The sequence below is a fragment of the Amycolatopsis sp. NPDC049159 genome (genome assembly GCF_040648295.1).
GTDB lineage: Bacteria > Actinomycetota > Actinomycetes > Mycobacteriales > Pseudonocardiaceae > Amycolatopsis > Amycolatopsis pretoriensis_A.
The window spans coordinates 118,069-134,170 of record NZ_JBEZDL010000003.1 but is presented as its reverse complement, the minus strand read 5'-3'; the positions used below and the strand labels follow the sequence as shown (position 1 = coordinate 134,170).

Annotated in this window: 19 protein-coding genes; 9 read left to right on the top strand and 10 right to left on the bottom strand. The window is 71.6% G+C overall.

The window, feature by feature from the left end; genetic code table 11:
• The first annotated feature begins 39 nt into the window (after window positions 1–39).
• The 5 genes from AB0B33_RS06755 (at window position 40) to AB0B33_RS06735 (ending at window position 4,464) form a co-directional block, all read left to right on the top strand.
• Window positions 40–885, top strand: a complete 846-nt coding sequence (locus AB0B33_RS06755; protein WP_360767791.1) for an alpha/beta hydrolase — start codon at window positions 40–42, stop codon at window positions 883–885.
• 95 nt (window positions 886–980) lie between these two features.
• Window positions 981–2,378, top strand: coding sequence for a hypothetical protein (locus tag AB0B33_RS06750; RefSeq protein WP_360767788.1), 1,398 nt, complete (start codon window positions 981–983; stop codon window positions 2,376–2,378).
• The gene (locus AB0B33_RS06745) at window positions 2,375–2,767 is read left to right on the top strand and encodes a FixH family protein (protein ID WP_360767785.1); all 393 of its coding nucleotides are present in this window, start codon (window positions 2,375–2,377) and stop codon (window positions 2,765–2,767) included. The genes AB0B33_RS06750 and AB0B33_RS06745 overlap by 4 nt, the downstream gene beginning before the upstream one ends.
• A 16-nt stretch (window positions 2,768–2,783) precedes the next feature.
• On the top strand, window positions 2,784–3,926 hold the full coding sequence (locus AB0B33_RS06740; protein ID WP_360767782.1) for a hypothetical protein: 1,143 nt from the start codon (window positions 2,784–2,786) through the stop codon (window positions 3,924–3,926).
• Window positions 3,919–4,464 (top strand): hypothetical protein, encoded by a 546-nt coding sequence (locus AB0B33_RS06735; protein ID WP_360767779.1) that lies wholly within the window; start codon window positions 3,919–3,921, stop codon window positions 4,462–4,464. Before AB0B33_RS06740 ends, AB0B33_RS06735 begins: the two co-directional genes overlap by 8 nt.
• A gap of 135 nt (window positions 4,465–4,599) precedes the next feature.
• On the opposite strand, the gene AB0B33_RS06730 is transcribed toward AB0B33_RS06735, so the two are convergent.
• Window positions 4,600–4,854: a DUF397 domain-containing protein gene (locus tag AB0B33_RS06730; protein ID WP_247015531.1), complete on the bottom strand. Its 255-nt coding sequence runs from the start codon at window positions 4,852–4,854 to the stop codon at window positions 4,600–4,602.
• 287 nt (window positions 4,855–5,141) lie between these two features.
• On the opposite strand from AB0B33_RS06730, the gene AB0B33_RS06725 reads away from it, so the two are divergent.
• Both AB0B33_RS06725 and AB0B33_RS06720 read left to right on the top strand, forming a co-directional pair.
• A complete protein-coding gene (locus AB0B33_RS06725; RefSeq protein WP_247015533.1) occupies window positions 5,142–5,411 on the top strand; it encodes a hypothetical protein in 270 nt (89 codons plus the stop codon).
• Window positions 5,412–5,414: 3 nt separating this feature from the next.
• Window positions 5,415–5,669 carry a hypothetical protein gene (locus AB0B33_RS06720; protein ID WP_360767776.1) on the top strand — a complete coding sequence of 85 codons (255 nt, stop codon included), beginning with the start codon at window positions 5,415–5,417 and terminating at the stop codon, window positions 5,667–5,669.
• A 65-nt stretch (window positions 5,670–5,734) separates the two neighbouring features.
• Here AB0B33_RS06720 and AB0B33_RS06715 read toward each other — a convergent pair whose 3' ends face one another.
• The 4 genes from AB0B33_RS06715 to AB0B33_RS06700 all read right to left on the bottom strand — a co-directional run bounded on the left by AB0B33_RS06715 (window position 5,735) and on the right by AB0B33_RS06700 (window position 8,961).
• On the bottom strand, window positions 5,735–6,337 hold the full coding sequence (locus AB0B33_RS06715) for a class I SAM-dependent methyltransferase (RefSeq protein ID WP_360767773.1): 603 nt from the start codon (window positions 6,335–6,337) through the stop codon (window positions 5,735–5,737).
• Window positions 6,334–7,182, bottom strand: coding sequence for an SAM-dependent methyltransferase (locus AB0B33_RS06710; RefSeq protein ID WP_247015540.1), 849 nt, complete (start codon window positions 7,180–7,182; stop codon window positions 6,334–6,336). Before AB0B33_RS06710 ends, AB0B33_RS06715 begins: the two co-directional genes overlap by 4 nt.
• Window positions 7,179–8,009, bottom strand: a complete 831-nt coding sequence (locus tag AB0B33_RS06705) for an SAM-dependent methyltransferase (RefSeq protein ID WP_360768608.1) — start codon at window positions 8,007–8,009, stop codon at window positions 7,179–7,181. The genes AB0B33_RS06710 and AB0B33_RS06705 overlap by 4 nt, the downstream gene beginning before the upstream one ends.
• 88 nt (window positions 8,010–8,097) lie before the next feature.
• Entirely contained in the window at window positions 8,098–8,961 is an 864-nt protein-coding gene (locus AB0B33_RS06700; protein WP_247015542.1) for a helix-turn-helix transcriptional regulator, read from the bottom strand.
• Between the two features lie 236 nt (window positions 8,962–9,197).
• Here AB0B33_RS06700 and AB0B33_RS06695 point away from each other — a divergent pair, with 236 nt between their 5' ends.
• Together AB0B33_RS06695 and gndA are read left to right on the top strand one after the other, a co-directional pair.
• Window positions 9,198–10,118, top strand: coding sequence for an MBL fold metallo-hydrolase (locus AB0B33_RS06695; RefSeq protein ID WP_360767769.1), 921 nt, complete (start codon window positions 9,198–9,200; stop codon window positions 10,116–10,118).
• 84 nt (window positions 10,119–10,202) lie between these two features.
• Window positions 10,203–11,642, top strand: coding sequence for an NADP-dependent phosphogluconate dehydrogenase (gndA, locus tag AB0B33_RS06690; protein WP_247015546.1), 1,440 nt, complete (start codon window positions 10,203–10,205; stop codon window positions 11,640–11,642).
• Between the two features lie 96 nt (window positions 11,643–11,738).
• Here gndA and AB0B33_RS06685 read toward each other — a convergent pair whose 3' ends face one another.
• The 5 genes from AB0B33_RS06685 to AB0B33_RS06665 are packed head-to-tail and all read right to left on the bottom strand — an operon-like array spanning window position 11,739 to window position 16,030.
• Window positions 11,739–12,476 (bottom strand): Clp protease N-terminal domain-containing protein, encoded by a 738-nt coding sequence (locus AB0B33_RS06685; protein ID WP_360767766.1) that lies wholly within the window; start codon window positions 12,474–12,476, stop codon window positions 11,739–11,741.
• 32 nt (window positions 12,477–12,508) lie between these two features.
• A complete protein-coding gene (locus AB0B33_RS06680) occupies window positions 12,509–13,738 on the bottom strand; it encodes an FAD-dependent oxidoreductase (RefSeq protein ID WP_360767763.1) in 1,230 nt (409 codons plus the stop codon).
• Window positions 13,739–13,789: 51 nt separating this feature from the next.
• A complete protein-coding gene (locus tag AB0B33_RS06675) occupies window positions 13,790–14,575 on the bottom strand; it encodes an IclR family transcriptional regulator (RefSeq protein WP_360767760.1) in 786 nt (261 codons plus the stop codon).
• 1 nt (window position 14,576) lies between these two features.
• Window positions 14,577–14,894 (bottom strand): NIPSNAP family protein, encoded by a 318-nt coding sequence (locus AB0B33_RS06670; protein WP_247015554.1) that lies wholly within the window; start codon window positions 14,892–14,894, stop codon window positions 14,577–14,579.
• Complete coding sequence (locus tag AB0B33_RS06665) at window positions 14,891–16,030, bottom strand: 5-methyltetrahydropteroyltriglutamate--homocysteine S-methyltransferase (protein ID WP_360767756.1); 1,140 nt, start codon at window positions 16,028–16,030, stop codon at window positions 14,891–14,893. The genes AB0B33_RS06670 and AB0B33_RS06665 overlap by 4 nt, the downstream gene beginning before the upstream one ends.
• Between the last annotated feature and the right edge of the window lie 72 nt (window positions 16,031–16,102).

The following is a 16,102-nucleotide window of genomic DNA, read 5'->3' as shown; positions in this document are numbered from 1 at the left end:
CCTTGAAGACAGTTAGAAGCAGCGCTACTGTCTAACCCCATGAACCGGTTAGAAGATGTCGACGGGCTCCGGATGCACTTCCTGCAGGCCGGTGACGGCCCGCCCCTGTTCCTCCTCCACGGCTGGCCGCAGACGTCGCACTGCTGGCGGCAGGTCATCGGGCCGCTCGCCGAGACGCACACCGTCATCGCGCCCGACCTGCGCGGCTACGGCCGCACCGACAAACCGAAGACCGGCTACGACAAGCGCACGATGGCCGCCGACGTCGCCGCGCTCGCGACGCACCTCGGCTTCGAACGGGTCGCCGTCGCCGGGCACGACCGCGGTGGCCGCGTCGCCCACCGCTGGGCCCTCGACCGCCCGGACCAGGTCAGCCGCATCGCCGTCCTCGACATCGCCCCCACCCGCGCGATGTGGCAACGCCTCGACACCGGCATCGCCAAGGCCTACTGGCACTGGCTCTTCCACCTCCAGCCCGACCTGCCCGAGCTCCTCGCCGGCCGGGACGTCGCCGGCTACCTCGGCTACTTCTTCGAGCGCTGGACCCACCAGCGCCACGCGCTCGACGCCGAAGCCCAGGCCGAGTACGTCCGCGCGTTCTCCCAGCCCGGCGCCCTCCGCGCGGGCTTCGACGACTACCGCGCCTCCTTCCCCGACGACGCCGAGCTCGACGACGCCGACTTCGAGGCCGGGAAGCGCGTCACCCAGCCACTCCTCGCCCTCTGGGGCGCGAACGGCCTGCTCGGCACCCTGCCCACCCTCGAGATCTGGCGGGAGTACGCGCCGGGCGCCACCGGCACCGCCCTCGCCGACTGCGGCCACTTCCTCCCCGAGGAACAGCCCGGCGAAGTCGTCGCCCACCTGCGGGAATTCCTCGACCCCTGAGACCACCGGGGGCGCCGGTCCCCCGCACTGGGGACCGGGATTCCCTCGCCGCCGTGACGCCCGCCACCGGCCGCCCTGGCTAGGTTCGGACCACGATGGGGACCAAATCGAAAGCGGCACTGCTGATGCTGCTGGCCGTACTGGGGATCGCGGCCGGCGGCGGGACCGCGCACGCCGACGGCGCGCCGGGCGGCACCGACGTCCAGGTGGCGCAGACGCTCGGCGCGCGCGAGCTCACCGTGATCATCCGCCGGGTCGACACGACGCCGTCGCCGCTGCGGGTCGACGTCGTGACGCACCGGGGCAGCCCGCCCGGCACGCTGCACCTGACCGTGGCCGCCGACGGCATCCCGAGCGCGCGGACCGACGTCGTCCTCGGCGCCGAACCCGGGGTGTACGCGGGAGATCTGCGAGTCGACAAACCGGGGCCGTGGCTGCTGTCGCTGAGCGACGGCACCGGCCCGGCCGCGACGATCCCGTTCCTCGTCCCGGCGCGCGTGGTGCCCCCGTGGGAACGGGCGACCTACGGCGGGTTCGTCGCGGCGGGCGCGTTCCTGCTGCTGGCCCTGCTCGTCGGGGTCCGGGCGAAACGCACGGCGTACGCCCTCATCCCGGCGGGCGGGGTGGTCGCCGCGCTCGCCGTCGCCGTCACCGGTGCGCTGCTGTCGGCGAGCACTCCCCCGCCGCCCGCACCCGGCAGCCAGCTCGATCCGACGTTCGACAACGTCACCGACCCGTACGGCGCCGCGCCGTTGTCCACAGTGGACTATTCGCGGCCGCCGGTGAACCTCACCGTCCACTCCGGACGCGGTGAGCTGGCGCTCGGCCTCACCGACGGCGCCACCGGCCGCCCGGTCGACGACCTGCTGGTGCACGACAACGCGCTCGTGCACCTGGTCCTGGTCTCGCCGTCCGGCCGGCTGAGCCACCTGCACCCGGTGCGCGTCGGCCCGGGCGGCTACCGCGTCCGCGTCGCCGATCCGGAACCGGGGACGTACGCCGTCGCCGCGGAACTCGCCCGGCGCGGCGGCGGGGTCCAGCTCGTCCGGTCCACTGTGGACCTGACCGGCACCGCCGCCCCCGCGCCCGAACCACCCGGCGCCGGCCCGCGGACGATCGACGGCACCCCGGTGGAGCTGAGCATCACCCCCGGCACGCCGACGACGATCACCGCGCACTTCCGGACCCAGGACCTCCAGCCGTGGCTGGGCATGCTCGGCCACCTCATCGTCGCCGGCCCGATCACCGGCCCGGTCGGGGAAAGCGCCGCGAAGGCACCGACGTGGGCGCACGTCCACGCGATGATCCCGCCGGTCGCCGGCCAGCTCGACCGCCCCGACGAGACGGTCGCCGCCTACGGCCCCGACGTCGCCTTCACCTACACCTTCGCCGCGCCCGGCCGGTACCGGATCTGGCTGCAGGCCGAGCGCGGCTACCGCGTGCTGACCGTCCCCGCCGTGGTGGACGTCCCGACGACCGGAGCCGGCCGGTGAGGCGCCCGACCGCGCTGATCGCGGCGGTCGCCGTCGTCGCCGCGGGCCTGCTCACGTGGTTGCTCTGGCCGGGCGGCAGCGCGAAACCCACCACGCAGCAGGCGGTTTCGGGCCCCTACACCGTCCAGTTCTCCGCGGACCGGCCGCGCATCGGCGGCAACACGTTCGCGGTCGAGGTGACCGGGCCCGCGCCCGATTCCGTCACGGTCGCGCCGGTGATGGCGCAGATGGGGCACGCGTTCCCGCCGGTGGCCGCCGGGCCCGACGGACCCGGCCGCTTCCGCGCCGCGGACGTCGGGCTGCCGATGGCCGGGCAGTGGGAGATCACCGTCTCGCTGCGCGGGCCGGGCGGGGCCGCGCAAGTCGTCTTTCCGTTGCTCGTCAACTAAAGGAGGGTCGGGGGAAATGGATCTCACCGCATCCGGCGTCCGCACGGCGTCGGTCGCGAAACCGGCGCGAACGGGCTTGCTGCCCGCGAACGTCGTGCTCGGGGGGTCGTTGCTGTCGCTGGTCGGGCTGACCTGGGACATCCAGTGGCACAGCGACGTCGGGCCGGACACGTTCTTCACGCTGCCGCACTTGTTCCTGTACGCGGGCAGCGCGGTCGTCGGCCTGGCGAGCCTCGCCGTCGTGCTGCTGACCACGGCGGCGCGGCGCGCGGGCCGCCCGGTCGACCCGCGGGTCGGTGGGCGCGTGGTCAACGTCTTCGGCAAGACGTTCGCCGCGCCGGTCGGCTACCTCGTCTCGGGGGTCGGCGCGGCCACTTTCCTGCTGTACGGCCTGTGGGACCAGTGGTGGCACGGGCTCTACGGCTTCGACGCGGTCATCGACTCGCCGCCGCACATCGGGCTGCTGCTGTCGATCACGGTGTCGCTGATCGGCACTACCGCAGTGTTCGCCGCGGCGCGGGAGCACCGCTGGGGCCGGGTCGGCACGCTGGCTTCGCTGACCGTGCTGCTGACGTTCGGGCCGGTGCTGGCGCTCGGGCTGCAGCAGGTGCCCGACGACTACGCCGACGCCGTGTCGATCGGCTGCTCGATGATGGCGGTGCTGCTCGTCGCGGTCGGCGCGGGGTTCTTCCGCCGTCCGGGCGGCGCGCTCGGCACCGCGGCGATGGTCGCGGCCGTGCAGGCGGTCTTCTGGTGGTTCTCGCCGTGGGCGGCCCAGGCGTACGCGGACCTCGTCGGCCTGCCGATGCGTGACGCGATCTCCGGCGTGCCGGAAATGCCGTCGCTGACGCCGATGGCGCTGCTGCCGGTGGCCGCGCTGATGGAGCTGGGCTACCTGGCCGGCCGGCGCCGGGGGTGGCGCGCGGGCCGCGTTTCGGTGGTCGTCGGCGGCGCCGCCGGGCTGCTGATCGGGCTCAGCCTGCCGCTGCAGCGGGCGATGCTCTACACCGGCGCGCACGTGCCGCCGGCGTGGTACCTGACGACGACCGCCGTGGTCAGCGGTCTGCTGGGGCTGCTCGGCGGGTTCGCCGGGTGGCGGTTCGGCGGGATGCTCTGCCTGCTGGCGCCCGCGAAGAAGGGGGAAACCGCTGATGCGTAAGACGTTGCTCGCCCTGGCCGCCGTAGCCGGCCTGCTGTTCGCCACCGCGGCGCCGGCGAACGCCTACGAGCCGGTCGACATCGTGCACACCGAAAGGGTGCAGGCCGGGCCGTACGGGCTGACGGTCGGGTTCAGCACCTGGCCGCTGAAGGCCATGCAGTCGCTGGACTTCACCTTCGTCCCCGACGGCGGGATCGAAGGCAAGTCCGGCACGCTCACCATGGTCAACCCGGAAGGCGGAGCGAACCGGAAGCAGCCGCTGGTCCGGCACCCGCGCAAGCTCGACGTCTGGGGTCTCGACGTCCGGTCGATGCCGCGCCCGGGCGCGTGGACGCTCCGCTTCGCCGTCAACGGTCCCGCCGGGCCCGGCACCGGCGAGCTGCGCGCGCTGCCGGTGCTGGAACAGCCGGGCCCGCCGATGGGCGTGAGCTGGGCGATCAGCACGCTCCCGCTGATCGGGCTGGTGGTGCTGGTCGTGCTGGCGTGGCGCCGCACCCGGAGCCGGTTGCGGGGCGGGGAGCTTCCGGCAACCGGGTGAGATTCCGCTCACATTCGGCTGCCGGCCGTATCCGGAGCGCCGCGAAGGCCTCCTTCACCGCAGAGGACGGGGAAGGGGGCCTTCGCCATTCGAGTGCTCAAGCGGGTGACCATGATCACCTGCGCGGGTGAGGGATCAGGCCGGCAGGTCGAACTGCCCGGCCTTCACCGCGATCAAGAACGCTTCCCACTCGGCCGGGTCGAAAACGAAAACGGGGCTGGTGGGGAGCTTGGTGTCCCGGACGCCGATGAGGCCTTCGCGGCCCAGGTTGACCTCCACGCAGCTGCCGCCGTTGGGTTCGCTCGCGAAGGACTTCTCCCACTCGGCCTCTTGGAACAGGGACACGGCCGTGTTCGGATCGTAATCCGCGAACGACGGATAATCCGCCATGGGTCGTACCTCCGAGGTTCGATGGGGGGTGCGGCCGCGACCTGGTCGAAAGCACCCGTTCCCGGCTACTCAGTGTCTCAATGGCCTAGGCCGCAGGGCCAAGCGGGTGATCAACTAGCTTCGGCCTCGACATGAAGATTATTCCAGGAGTAGGATTAATCGCATCGGCCGGGGCGCCGGCGTCGGTGAACGACTGCCTGCACGCGGCGGGCGGTCCCCGAGCGACGCCGAAGCGGCCGAAACCGAAGCACCAAGCCACCGCGGGAACCTCATGGGGGAGGATCAGCGTGATCGTCGAGGACAGCGCGCCACCGGGCGTGCTCGTCGTGGGCAGGCTCGCCAGGGGAACCACCGGCGAAGCCCGCCGGGTGGTCCACGTCTTCGCGCTGGACGCCGCCGCGACCGACACCGAGCTGATCCGAACCAGATGCGGGGAAGCGCTTTCCCGTCAAGACGTCGAATGGCTGGTCCCCGGGGCCGGCATGCCGTGTGAACCCTGTCTCGGACTGACCGGCGGCGAGCCCGCCCGGGCACCGCGACGAGAGCTGGGGGTGTAGACGATGGCCGTCCGAATGAACTCGCTCTTCCGCCGTGAAGACGAAGAGCACCGTGGTCGCCGCGGGATCGGCGACGAACTGCGCGACCGCTTCGGCTTCAGCCTGATCCAGGCACCACTGCGCAAGACCACCACGTGGGCGGCCGATCAGGACCTCCCGCTGCAGCGCTACTCCGACGGCGTCCGCACCACGCGGCCGCTGGAGGCGTCGATCGACCTGGCCCCGCTGCTGCGCGGCCGCATCGGCTCCCGCGCCTGAACTGCTCCACCACCACGAAAAGAGCCCCGGTTCCCTGATGGGACCGGGGCTCTCGCGCGTGCGGGCTACGGTTTCCGCAGCAGCAAGCGACCTTGGCGGAAGGGGCGCTCGCTTTCCGTGTGCTCGCGGTGCATCCGCCCCACCTCGACGAGCCCCGCCGCGGCGCCCAGCCGGGCCAGCTCGGCCACGGGCCAGCGGTGCGCGAGGGTGACCTTGTGGTCGAACGTCGTCACCTCGTCGCCGTCGGCCTCGAAGCAGCCGAGGAGCAGCACCCCGCCCGGGGCCAGCGTCCGCGCGAACTCGGCGAAGTAGCCCGGCAGCTCCGCCGGCGGCGTGTGGATCACCGAGTACCACGACAGGATGCCGGCGAGCGAGCTGTCGGCGATGTCCAGCGCCGCCATCGAACCCACGTCGAAGCGCAGGCCCGGGTGCGCGGCACGGGCGAGCTCGACCATCACCGGCGACAGGTCGACGCCGGATGCGTCGAGGCCCAGCTCCGTCAGGAAAGCCGTGAGGTGGCCAGGCCCGCAGCCCAGGTCGGCGACCGGGCCGCGACCGCGGGTGTAGTCGGCGAACGCCGTCCACGCCGCCCGGTCCAGCGGGTCGCCGGCCCAGATCGGGCCGACGAACTCCGCGTACTGGACGGCGACCGCGTCGTAGGGCGTCACGGTTTGCGGCCGAGGCCGCAGATGTGGCCGACGAACGCCGGGTCGTTCGCGAGCTTCCGCGTGGCCCGGGACTCGATCTCCTCCGGGTGCCACTCCGGCAGGTAGACGATGCCCGGCTCGACCAGCTCCAGGCCCTCGAAGAACGTCGTGAACTCCGCGCGGCTGCGCAGGTGGATCGGGGTGCTCGACTGCTTGTACTGCTTGATGATCGTCTCGCGGCTGCCGGCGTCGGCCATCGCTTCCATGCCGTCGCTCGTCAGGTGCGAGGACAGGAAGTACGAGCCGGACGGCAGCAGCGACAGGTACTTCTGGATGGTCTGGGCGACCGGCTCGTCCTCGCCGAGGAAGTACAGGACGCCGACCATGATCAGGCCGATCGGGCGGTTGGTGTCCAGGACACCGGTGTCGAGCGCGCGCTTCCAGATGTCGGCCGGGTCGCGCAGGTCGCCCTGCAGCACCGCGTGCCGGTCGGCGACGCCCTCCTTCTCCAGCAGGACCTGGGAGTGGGCGACCGCGACGGGCTCGTTGTCGACGTACACGCACCGCGCGTCCGGGTTCACCTCGGCGGCGACCTCGTGGACGTTGCCGACCGTCGGCACGCCCGAGCCGAGGTCGAGGAACTGGTCGACGCCGTTGCGCGCCAGGTACTGGACGCCGCGGCCGAGGAAGTCGCGGCCGACCCGGGCGACGGTCTTGATCATCGGGAAGGCCTTGACCGCCTGCTCGCCGAACTGCCGGTCGATGGCCCAGTTGGCGTCGCCGCCGAGGAACCAGTCGTAGATGCGGGCCGCGTTCGGCCGCTCGAGGTCGACGCCTTCGGGGGCCTCGGGGTCCTGCGTCGTCATGCGAACCGTCCTTCACGCTTGCGGCCGACACCGCCGACCACGCTCGCGAGGGGGACCGTGGCGGCGCCGGGCTCGGGGCGCCACTCTCCCACAGGCACGATCCCGGGCTCGACGACGTCGAAGTTACCGAAGAACGCGGCGATCTCGTCGAGCGACCGGGAAACCGCGGGCGAGCTCGACCGCTCGGACAGCTTCACGAGCCGCCGGATCTGGGCGAGCTCCTCCCCCTCGACGCCGGATTCGGTCGCGTGCGAGAGCACGTACGCCGATCCGGGCGCCAGCAGCGTCCGGTAGTCGCGGATCGCTTCGCGGACGCCGGTGACGTCCGGCAGGAAGTGCAGCACCGCCACGCTCAGCAGGCACAGCGGCCGGTCCGGGTCGAGCACGCCGGTCGCCAGCGCCGCTTCCCACACCTCTTCGGCGTCGCGCAGGTCGGCGTGCAGCACGGCGTGGCGGTCGGGGTCGCCGGTCTCCTCCAGCAGGATGCGCCCGTGCGCGACGGCGACGGGCTCGTTGTCGACGTAGACGCACCGGCTGTCGTCGGCGTGGTCGTCGGCCACCTCGTGCACGTTGCCCGCGGTCGGGATGCCGGAGCCGAGGTCGAGGAACTGCGTGATGCCTTCGGCGAGGCAGTAGCGGACGGCGCGGCCGAGGAAGTCGCGGTTGCTCCGGGCGAGGGCCTTGGCCAGCGGGAACGCCTGCACCGCCTGCTCGCCGTACTGCCGGTCGATCGCCCAGTTCGCGGTGCCGCCCAGCGCCCAGTCGTAGATCCTCGCCACGTTCGGCCGGTCGAGGTCGACGGCGTCGGGGAGGAAGTCGGGGTCCACGATGTCCACTTCCGGGGGATTCCAGCGCAACGGAACGACTCTACCGAAAGTTGTTCACCGGACTCGATAGCTGAGGCGGCCGTTCGCCCTATTGGATCTGCTGCATCTGGGCGCGGTAACCCTCCGCAAGCTCCTTGAGGAACTGCCGGGTCTCCTGCCGCTCCAGCGCGGCACCGCGCAGCCGGTCCCACGAGTCGACGAAGATGTTGAAGTCCTTGACGTCGTCGAGGTACAGACCACCGGCGGAGTGCTCGATGTAGACGAAGTCCCGGGTGCGGTCCGGGAAGCGCATGATCGTGAAGTCGTTGGGCACCGCGGCGAGCCGGGCGCCGAAGGGCAGTACGTGGACGTACACCCGCGGGTGGCGCTCCAGCGAAAGCAGGTGCTCGACCTGGTCCAGCATCACGGCGGGCGCGTACCCGCCGGGCGCCCGGCGCAGCGCGCCTTCGCTGATGATGAACCGGTAGTACGGCGGCTGCTGCTGCTCGAACACGGCCTTGCGGTCGAGGCGGTTGCGCACCAGCGACGTCACGTCGGTGGCGCCGGCCTCGGTGAACTGCTTGAGCATGTAGTGCTCGGACTGCAGCGGGCCCGGGATGCGCTCGCCGTGCCAGGTGAGGATCTCCGCGGCCGCGGGTTCGAGGTCGGTGAACGTGCGGAACCAGTGCGGCACCACCGAGCGGTAGCCGGACCAGTGGCCGCGCTGCCCGGCGGCGGCCCGCGCCAGGTTCATCAGCGTGTCGGCTTCTTCGCCGTTGATCCCGAACGCGTTCAGCATGGATCGCACATCCCCGAGCTTCACCCCGACGGCACCGGACTCGATCTTGTTGACCTTGCCCTGGGTGCAGCCGAGGACCTCGGCGACCTGCTGCTGTGTCATCCGCGCCGCGGTGCGGGCATGCCGGAGCTCGTTCCCGAGCTGCTTCCGGCGCGAGGTGACGGTGCTGGCCATCGCCCTGCTCTCCCGGACCACTACCAAGCGACGGCGGCCTCCCGGTCGCCGTCGCGCGCGAACTATCGAACCCACCCAGGTTAGTGCTTCACCTTGCGGATCTCGATGATGACATCGCGCAGCGTTCCAGGAAACGTCGCAGAATGCCAGTCACTCAGGGGTTCACTCGCCTGGACCAGCGGATTCGTGACCTTTACGCCGACCGGCGGGCAGCGCACTGCGGCATAGTGGGCGCCGTGACCGATCGTTCGCCCTCCGCCGCCGCCGTCACCCGCCTGGCTGACAACGTCCACGGCTACGTCCAGCCGGACGGCTCCTGGTACATCAACAACTGCGGGTTCGTCGACGCCGGCGACCACACCGTCCTCGTCGACACCTGCTCGACCGAGCGCCGCACGCGCGCGCTGCTCGCCGCCGTCGAGGCCACCACCGGCAGCCCGGTGACGACGCTGGTCAACACCCACCACCACGGCGACCACACCAACGGCAACTACCTCGTCACGACCGCGACCGTGGTCGGCCACCGCAAGACCCGCGAGCTCCTGGTCGCCGAGGGCATCCAGACGTTCGACGGCATCTTCGTCGGCAGCGACTGGGGCCAGCTCGAAGCGCGGCCGCCGGAGGTCGTGTTCGACGACCGGCTGACCGTGCACGCCGGCGGCACCACCCTCGAGCTGATCCACCCGGGCCACGCCGCCCACACGACCAACGACGTCCTGGTCTGGCTACCGGAGCAGCGCGTCCTCTACGCCGGTGACCTGGTGTTCAACGGCGGCAGCCCGTTCGCGCTGATGGGCTCGGTGGCCGGCTGGCGCCAGGCGCTCGACGTGATCCGGGAGCTGGCGCCGGAAGTGATCCTGCCCGGGCACGGGCCGGCCTGCGGGCTCGACGTCGTCGACACCGTGGACGCCTACCTCGAGTTCGTCCAGGAGACGGCCGAGCGCGGGAAGGCCGCCGGGCTGTCCCCGCTCGAAGTGGCGAAGGACACCGATCTGGGTGACTTCGCGGCGATGAGCGAGCAGGAGCGGCTGCCGGGCAACCTGCACCGCGCGTACGCCGAGCTCGACGGCGCCGAATGGGGTGCTCAGATCGATCTGGCGGCCGCTGTGACGGACATGGTGGCGATCAACCGGGGCCCCATCCGCTGCTTCTCCTGAACTGCGTGAGCCGCAGCTCCGTACCTCCCATGAGGCCTCGATCGGACTAGGGTCTGAATCGAGAGAGTCTTCGGAAGGATGCGGATGAGCAAGAAGGCGAGCATCGGGGTCACCGGCCTGGCGGTCATGGGCCGCAACCTGGCCCGCAACCTGGCCCGGCACGGGCACACGGTGGCCCTGCACAACCGGTCCGAGGAGCGGACCCGCGCACTGGTGGAGCAGTTCGGCGACGAAGGCGACTTCATCCCGGCGTACTCCGCCCAGCAGTTCGTCGACGCGCTGGAGCGGCCCCGCCAGGTCGTGATCATGGTCAAGGCCGGCGGCCCGACGGACGCCGTCATCGACGAGTTCGCGCCGCTGCTCGAAGAGGGCGACGTGATCATCGACGCCGGCAACGCGCACTTCGCCGACACGCGCCGCCGCGAGAAGGCGCTGCGCGAGCGCGGGCTGCACTTCGTCGGCAGCGGCGTCTCCGGCGGCGAGGAAGGCGCGCTGCACGGGCCGAGCATCATGCCCGGCGGCTCGAAGGAGTCGTACGAGTCGCTCGGCCCGCTGTTCGAGGACATCTCGGCCAAGGTCGACGGCGAGCCGTGCTGCACGCACATCGGCGCGGACGGCGCCGGCCACTTCGTGAAGATGGTGCACAACGGCATCGAGTACGCCGACATGCAGCTGATCGCGGAGTCGTTCGACCTGCTGCGCCACGCGGGCGGCTACGCACCCGCCGAGATCGCCGACGTCTTCCGCACGTGGAACACCGGGCGGCTCGACTCGTACCTGATCGAGATCACCGCCGACGTCCTCGCGCACGTCGACGCCGCGTCCGGCAAGCCGTTCGTCGACATCGTCGAGGACGCCGCCGAGCAGAAGGGCACCGGCCGCTGGACGGTGCAGATCGGCCTCGACCTCGGCGTCCCGATCTCGGGCATCGCCGAAGCCGTCTTCGCGCGTTCGCTGTCCGGCTCGAAGCCGCTGCGCGCGGCGGCCCGCGGCCTCGGCGGCCCGTCGGCGGCACCGCTGTCCGGCTCGGCGCTGGACAGCTTCGCCGACGACGTCGAGCAGGCGCTGTACGCGTCGAAGGTGGTCGCCTACGCCCAGGGCTTCAACCAGATCCAGGCCGGCGCGACCGAGTACGGCTGGGACATCGACCTCGGCAAGGTCGCCTCGATCTGGCGCGGCGGCTGCATCATCCGCGCGAAGTTCCTCAACGACATCACCTCGGCCTACGCCGACGAGCCGGAACTGCCGACGCTGCTGACGTCCGGCGGCTTCCGCAAGGCGGTCGAGGACGCGCAGGACTCGTGGCGCTCGGTGATCTCGACGGCGGTCAAGCTCGGCATCCCGACGCCGGGCTTCTCGACGGCGCTGGCGTACTACGACGGCCTCCGCGCCGACCGGCTGCCGGCGGCGCTGGTCCAGGGCCAGCGCGACTTCTTCGGTGCCCACACCTACCGCCGCGTGGACCGCGAAGGCTCGTTCCACACCGCCTGGGCCGCCGACGGCCGCCCGGAGTCCGGCGCCTGATCCGGTGCTGCTCTGATCGGGAAAACCCCCTGGTCCATCCCGATCAGAGCAGCGTCACCAGCACCAGCGCGAGGAGCGCGGCGGCCAGGAGGAGTCTCACTGCCCGCGGGCGGCGAGGATCTCCGCCAGCACCTCCTGGATCTTCGCCTCGGCCTTGTCCTTCTTGACGCCGAGACCGTCGAGCACCTCGAACCCGCTCCCCTCGCCCTGTTCCAGCAGCGCCAGCAGCATGTGCTCGGTGCCGATGTAGTTGTGCCCGAGCCGCAGCCCTTCGCGCATGGTGAGCTCAAGGGTCTTCTTGGCGGCGGGCGAGAACGGCATCGGGTCCGGCGTGGGGACGACCGCCTCGGGCAGCCGCGCTTCGGCGGCTTCGCGGACGGCGTCGAGCTGCACGCCCTGGGCGAGGATCGCGCCCGCCGCGAGCGCCGCGGGTTCGGTGAGCAGGCCCAGCACGATGTGCACGGTGTCGATGAACGGGCTGCCGTTGTCGACCGCCGCCTTCTGCGCCTCGACCACGACGTGCCGGGCCCGGTCGGTGTAGCGGCCGTAGACGCGTTCGATCGCGCCGCCCGGGTCACCCCCGGGGTCGACCTTGGGCACGAACCGCTTCTGGGCGGCCTGCTTGGTGACGCCCATGCTGGCGCCGATGTCGGTCCAGGACGCGCCGGAGCGCCGGGCCTGGTCGACGAAGTGGCCGATCAGGTGGTCGGCCACTTCACCGAGGTGCTGGCCGACGTAGACCGCGTCGGTCAGCTGGGCGAGGGCGTCCTTGTCGTTGTTGCTCTTGATCGCGCTGATGAGGTCGTCGAGTTTGACGTTGGCGGGAAGGTCCATGCCGTCAACTGTAGGTTGACGATGTTCGTGCGTCAACCGCGAGTTGACGCGGCCTTCAGGTGGGCCTTCAAGTCGAACTCGCTCAGCTCGAGGTCCGCGTACCGCGGGTGCGGATCGGCGGTGAACAGCCGCCGCGCCGCGATGTGGTCCGCGGGCCGGTTCACCGACTCCACGGCGATCAGGACGCCGTCGCGGAAGGACAGCACCGAGAACTTGCCCGCGGCCCGGTCGCCCGTCACCACCGTCTTGTCGGCGCCGGAGAGGATGCCCGCGATCTGCAGCTTCGCGCCCGACTGGTCGGTCCAGAACCACGGCAGGCTCGCGTACGGCTCGGGGGTCCCGGTGATCGCCGCGGCCACGCTGCGGGCCTGGTCGACGGCGTTCTGCACGGACTCCAGCCGGGTCGCCACGCCCGCCTGCACGCACGGGAAGTTCGCGCAGTCGCCGATGGCGAAGATCTTCTCGTCCGCCGTCCGGAGGTGCGCGTCGACGACCACGCCGTTGTCCACGGGCAGCCCGGCCTCGACGGCCAGCGTCGTCTCGGGCACGACGCCGACGGCGATCACGACCAGGTCGGCGGGCAGCCGGGTGCCGTCGGAGAGCTCGACCTCGCGCACCCGCGAGTCGCCGTGCAGCGCCGAAACGCCCTGGCCCAGCAGCACCGTGTGCCCGGCTTCGCGGTGCAGCGCGGCGAAGTAGGCGGAGACCTCCGGCGTCGCGACCCGGTTGAGCAGCCGGTCCTGCGCCTCGACGACCGTCACCGGGCGGCCGGCGTGCGACGCGAACTCCAGCCCGATGAAGCCCCCACCGGCCACGACGACGTTTTCCGCGTGCGCCAGCGATTCGCGGAGGCGGTCGGCGTCGTCGCGGGTACGCAGGGCCAGCACGCCCGGCAGCTCCGCGCCCGGCACCGGCAGCGCGCGGTTGCGGGCGCCGGTGGCCAGGACCAGGTGGTCGTAGCCCAGTTCTCGGCCGTCTTCGAGCTGCACTTTCGACGTGGCCCGGTCGAGCGAAGCGACCCGCCCGGCGACCAGCTCGATGTCCTTCTCGGCGAAGAAGTCCGCGCCGCGCAGGTGCAGCTGGTCGAGCCCGGCGGTCCCGGCCAGGTAGGCCTTCGACAGCGGCGGCCGCTGGTACGGCACGCCCGGCTCGTCCCCGATCAGCACGACCCGGCCGTCGAAGCCGCGATCCCGCAGCGACGCCACGGCCTGGAACCCGCTTTGCCCCGCCCCGACGACGAGAACCGTCTTCTGTGCACCCATGTCCGCCATCCGATCACAAGCGGCCCTGGATCGTCGAGCAGCGGCAGACTGCTACTCGCGGCCGCCTGCCGAACGCAGCGCGCGCGGTGCCCCCAGCACCCGCGAAATCCCCCGCGCCGCCGCCCGGACGGCCGGGACCAGCGTCCGCGGGTCCGTCCCCGTCGCCGGGACGACGACGGAGATCGCCGCCGCCACTTCGTCGGTGGCGTCGTAGACCGGGGCCGCCACGGACAGCGCGATCAGCTCGATCTGGCCGTCGCTGATCGCGTAGCCGTCGCGCCGGACGTCGGCGAGCACGCGCCGCAGCCGCGCGGCCGAGCCGATCGTCTTGGGCGTGAACGTCTTGAGCGGCCCGGCCAGCACCTCCTCCTGCGCCTCGGCGGGCGCGTGCGCGAGCAGCACCTGCCCGACGCCGGTGGCGTGCGCGGGCAGCCGGCCGCCCACCCGCGTCAGGACGTTGACCGCGCCGCGGCCGGAAATCCGTTCGACGTAGACGACTTCGGCCCCGTCGAGCACGGCGAGCTGCACGTTCTGGTGGGTGGCCTCGTAGAGGTCTTCCAGGAACGGCATCGCGCTCTCCCGCAGCTCGGCCCCGTGCGGCGCCAGCGACGCGACCTCCCACAGCCACAGCCCGACGCGGTACACGCCCGCTTCGTCGCGGACGAGCGCCCCGCGCCGGGTCAGCTCGCCGGCCAGCCGGTGCGTGGTCGACAGCGGCAACCCGACGCGGCGGCTGAGCTCGGACAGCGTCAGCCGCGGCCGCTCGGCCGTGAAGGCGCCCAGCAGGTCGAGGACGCGGTCCACGACCGACGTCGGGCGCCGCGCGCCGTGGCGCACGTCAGAGGTCGTCGTCGGGCAGGAGCGGGCGCATGAACGACCGCCGGTACCGCACCACGCAGCCGCTTTCCTCGCGGATCTTGTCGGCCTCGATGAAGTCCGGGTCGACGCCGAACAGCGTCCGGTAGCGCTCGTAGGCGGCGAGGCTCTCGAAGCTGAACAGCGCCCTGGCTTCGTCGCTCGCCCCTTCCGACGGCAGGAAGTAGCCGTGGTGGACGCCGCCTTCCCGCTGCACCAGCCGCATCCACGCGGCGGCGAAGCGTTCGAAGTCGGCGATCTTGGCGGGGTCGATGACGTAGTCGACGACGCACGTGATCACCGGCCGCCCCAGACGCGGTCGGCCGTGGCCACGATCAGCTCCAGCTTGCGCAGCTGGTCGTCCGGCGTCAGGTCGTTGCCCTCTTCGGTCGAGGAGAACCCGCACTGCGGCGACAGGCACAGCTGGTCGATGTCGACGTACTGGGACGCCTCTTCGATGCGCCGCACCAGGACGTCGGCGTCTTCGAGCTCCGGTCGCTTGGTGGTGACCAGGCCGAGGACGACCTTCTTGCCCTTCGGCACGAACCGCAGCGGCTCGAAGCCGCCGGAGCGTTCGTCGTCGAACTCCAGGAAGAAACCGTCGACGGCGAGTTCGCCGAAGAGCGCTTCCGCGACGAACTCGTAGCTCCCGGACGCGACCCACGAGGACCGGAAGTTGCCGCGGCACAGGTGGGTCGTCACGGTCAGGTCGTCGGGCCGGCCGGCCAGTGCCGCGTTCATCGTCGCGATGTTGCGCAGGTGCTGGGTGTCCGGGTCGCCGCCCATCCGCGCGACGAGCTCCCGCTGCGCCGGGTCGTTGAGATAGGCGAGGCTGGTGTCGTCGAGCTGGAGGTACCGGCCGCCGAGGCCGTGCACCGCGGCGACCTGCGCCGCGTACGCCGCGCTCAGGTCGGCGAAGAACTCTTCCAGGTCCGGGTAAACGCTTTCGCTCACCGCCGCCCGGCCGCCGCGGTAGTAGACCATGCTCGGCGACGGGATGGTCAGCTTCGGCGTCACCCCGGCGTCCACATGGGACTTCAGGAACTCGAAGTGCGCGGCGAAGATCGGCTCGTCGAGCCGCACCTTCCCGTCGACCTGCAGGCCCGGCGGGCTGAACTCGAGGTCACCGGCCAGGTTGTGGAACTTGACGTGCAGCCGCTCGTCGCTCTTGGAGATGCCGCCGAGCGCGTAGATGAAGTCCATGTGCCACGACGCACGGCGGAATTCGCCGTCGGTCGCCGAACTCAGCCCGGCGGCCTTCTGCATCTTGATCACGTCGCGGATCGCGTCGTCTTCGACCGCGCGGAGCTGCTCCGCGCCGATCTCACCGGATTCGTGCCGCCGTCGCGCGTCACGCAGCACCGGGGGCCGCAGCAGGCTCCCGACGTGATCGGCGCGGAACGGCGGGCCCACCTGGGGAATACCGCCCGAAGTCATGCACCGATGGTCACACATCCGGGACCGTTCCGCCTTACTGAGGAAACAAGATCATGACCCCCGGGACTTGCT

Excerpts from the sequence above, each read along its gene's own strand:
- AB0B33_RS06755 (WP_360767791.1), top strand. The coding sequence starts at position 40 with ATGAACCGGTTAGAAGATGTCGACGGGCTCCGGATGCACTTCCTGCAG.
- AB0B33_RS06750 (WP_360767788.1), top strand. The coding sequence starts at position 981 with ATGGGGACCAAATCGAAAGCGGCACTGCTGATGCTGCTGGCCGTACTG.
- AB0B33_RS06740 (WP_360767782.1), top strand. The coding sequence starts at position 2,784 with ATGGATCTCACCGCATCCGGCGTCCGCACGGCGTCGGTCGCGAAACCG.
- AB0B33_RS06735 (WP_360767779.1), top strand. The coding sequence starts at position 3,919 with ATGCGTAAGACGTTGCTCGCCCTGGCCGCCGTAGCCGGCCTGCTGTTC.
- AB0B33_RS06730 (WP_247015531.1), bottom strand. The coding sequence starts at position 4,854 with ATGGCGGATTATCCGTCGTTCGCGGATTACGATCCGAACACGGCCGTG.
- AB0B33_RS06720 (WP_360767776.1), top strand. The coding sequence starts at position 5,415 with ATGGCCGTCCGAATGAACTCGCTCTTCCGCCGTGAAGACGAAGAGCAC.
- AB0B33_RS06710 (WP_247015540.1), bottom strand. The coding sequence starts at position 7,182 with ATGACGACGCAGGACCCCGAGGCCCCCGAAGGCGTCGACCTCGAGCGG.
- AB0B33_RS06700 (WP_247015542.1), bottom strand. The coding sequence starts at position 8,961 with ATGGCCAGCACCGTCACCTCGCGCCGGAAGCAGCTCGGGAACGAGCTC.
- gndA (WP_247015546.1), top strand. The coding sequence starts at position 10,203 with ATGAGCAAGAAGGCGAGCATCGGGGTCACCGGCCTGGCGGTCATGGGC.
- AB0B33_RS06685 (WP_360767766.1), bottom strand. The coding sequence starts at position 12,476 with ATGGACCTTCCCGCCAACGTCAAACTCGACGACCTCATCAGCGCGATC.
- AB0B33_RS06680 (WP_360767763.1), bottom strand. The coding sequence starts at position 13,738 with ATGGGTGCACAGAAGACGGTTCTCGTCGTCGGGGCGGGGCAAAGCGGG.
- AB0B33_RS06665 (WP_360767756.1), bottom strand. The coding sequence starts at position 16,030 with ATGACTTCGGGCGGTATTCCCCAGGTGGGCCCGCCGTTCCGCGCCGAT.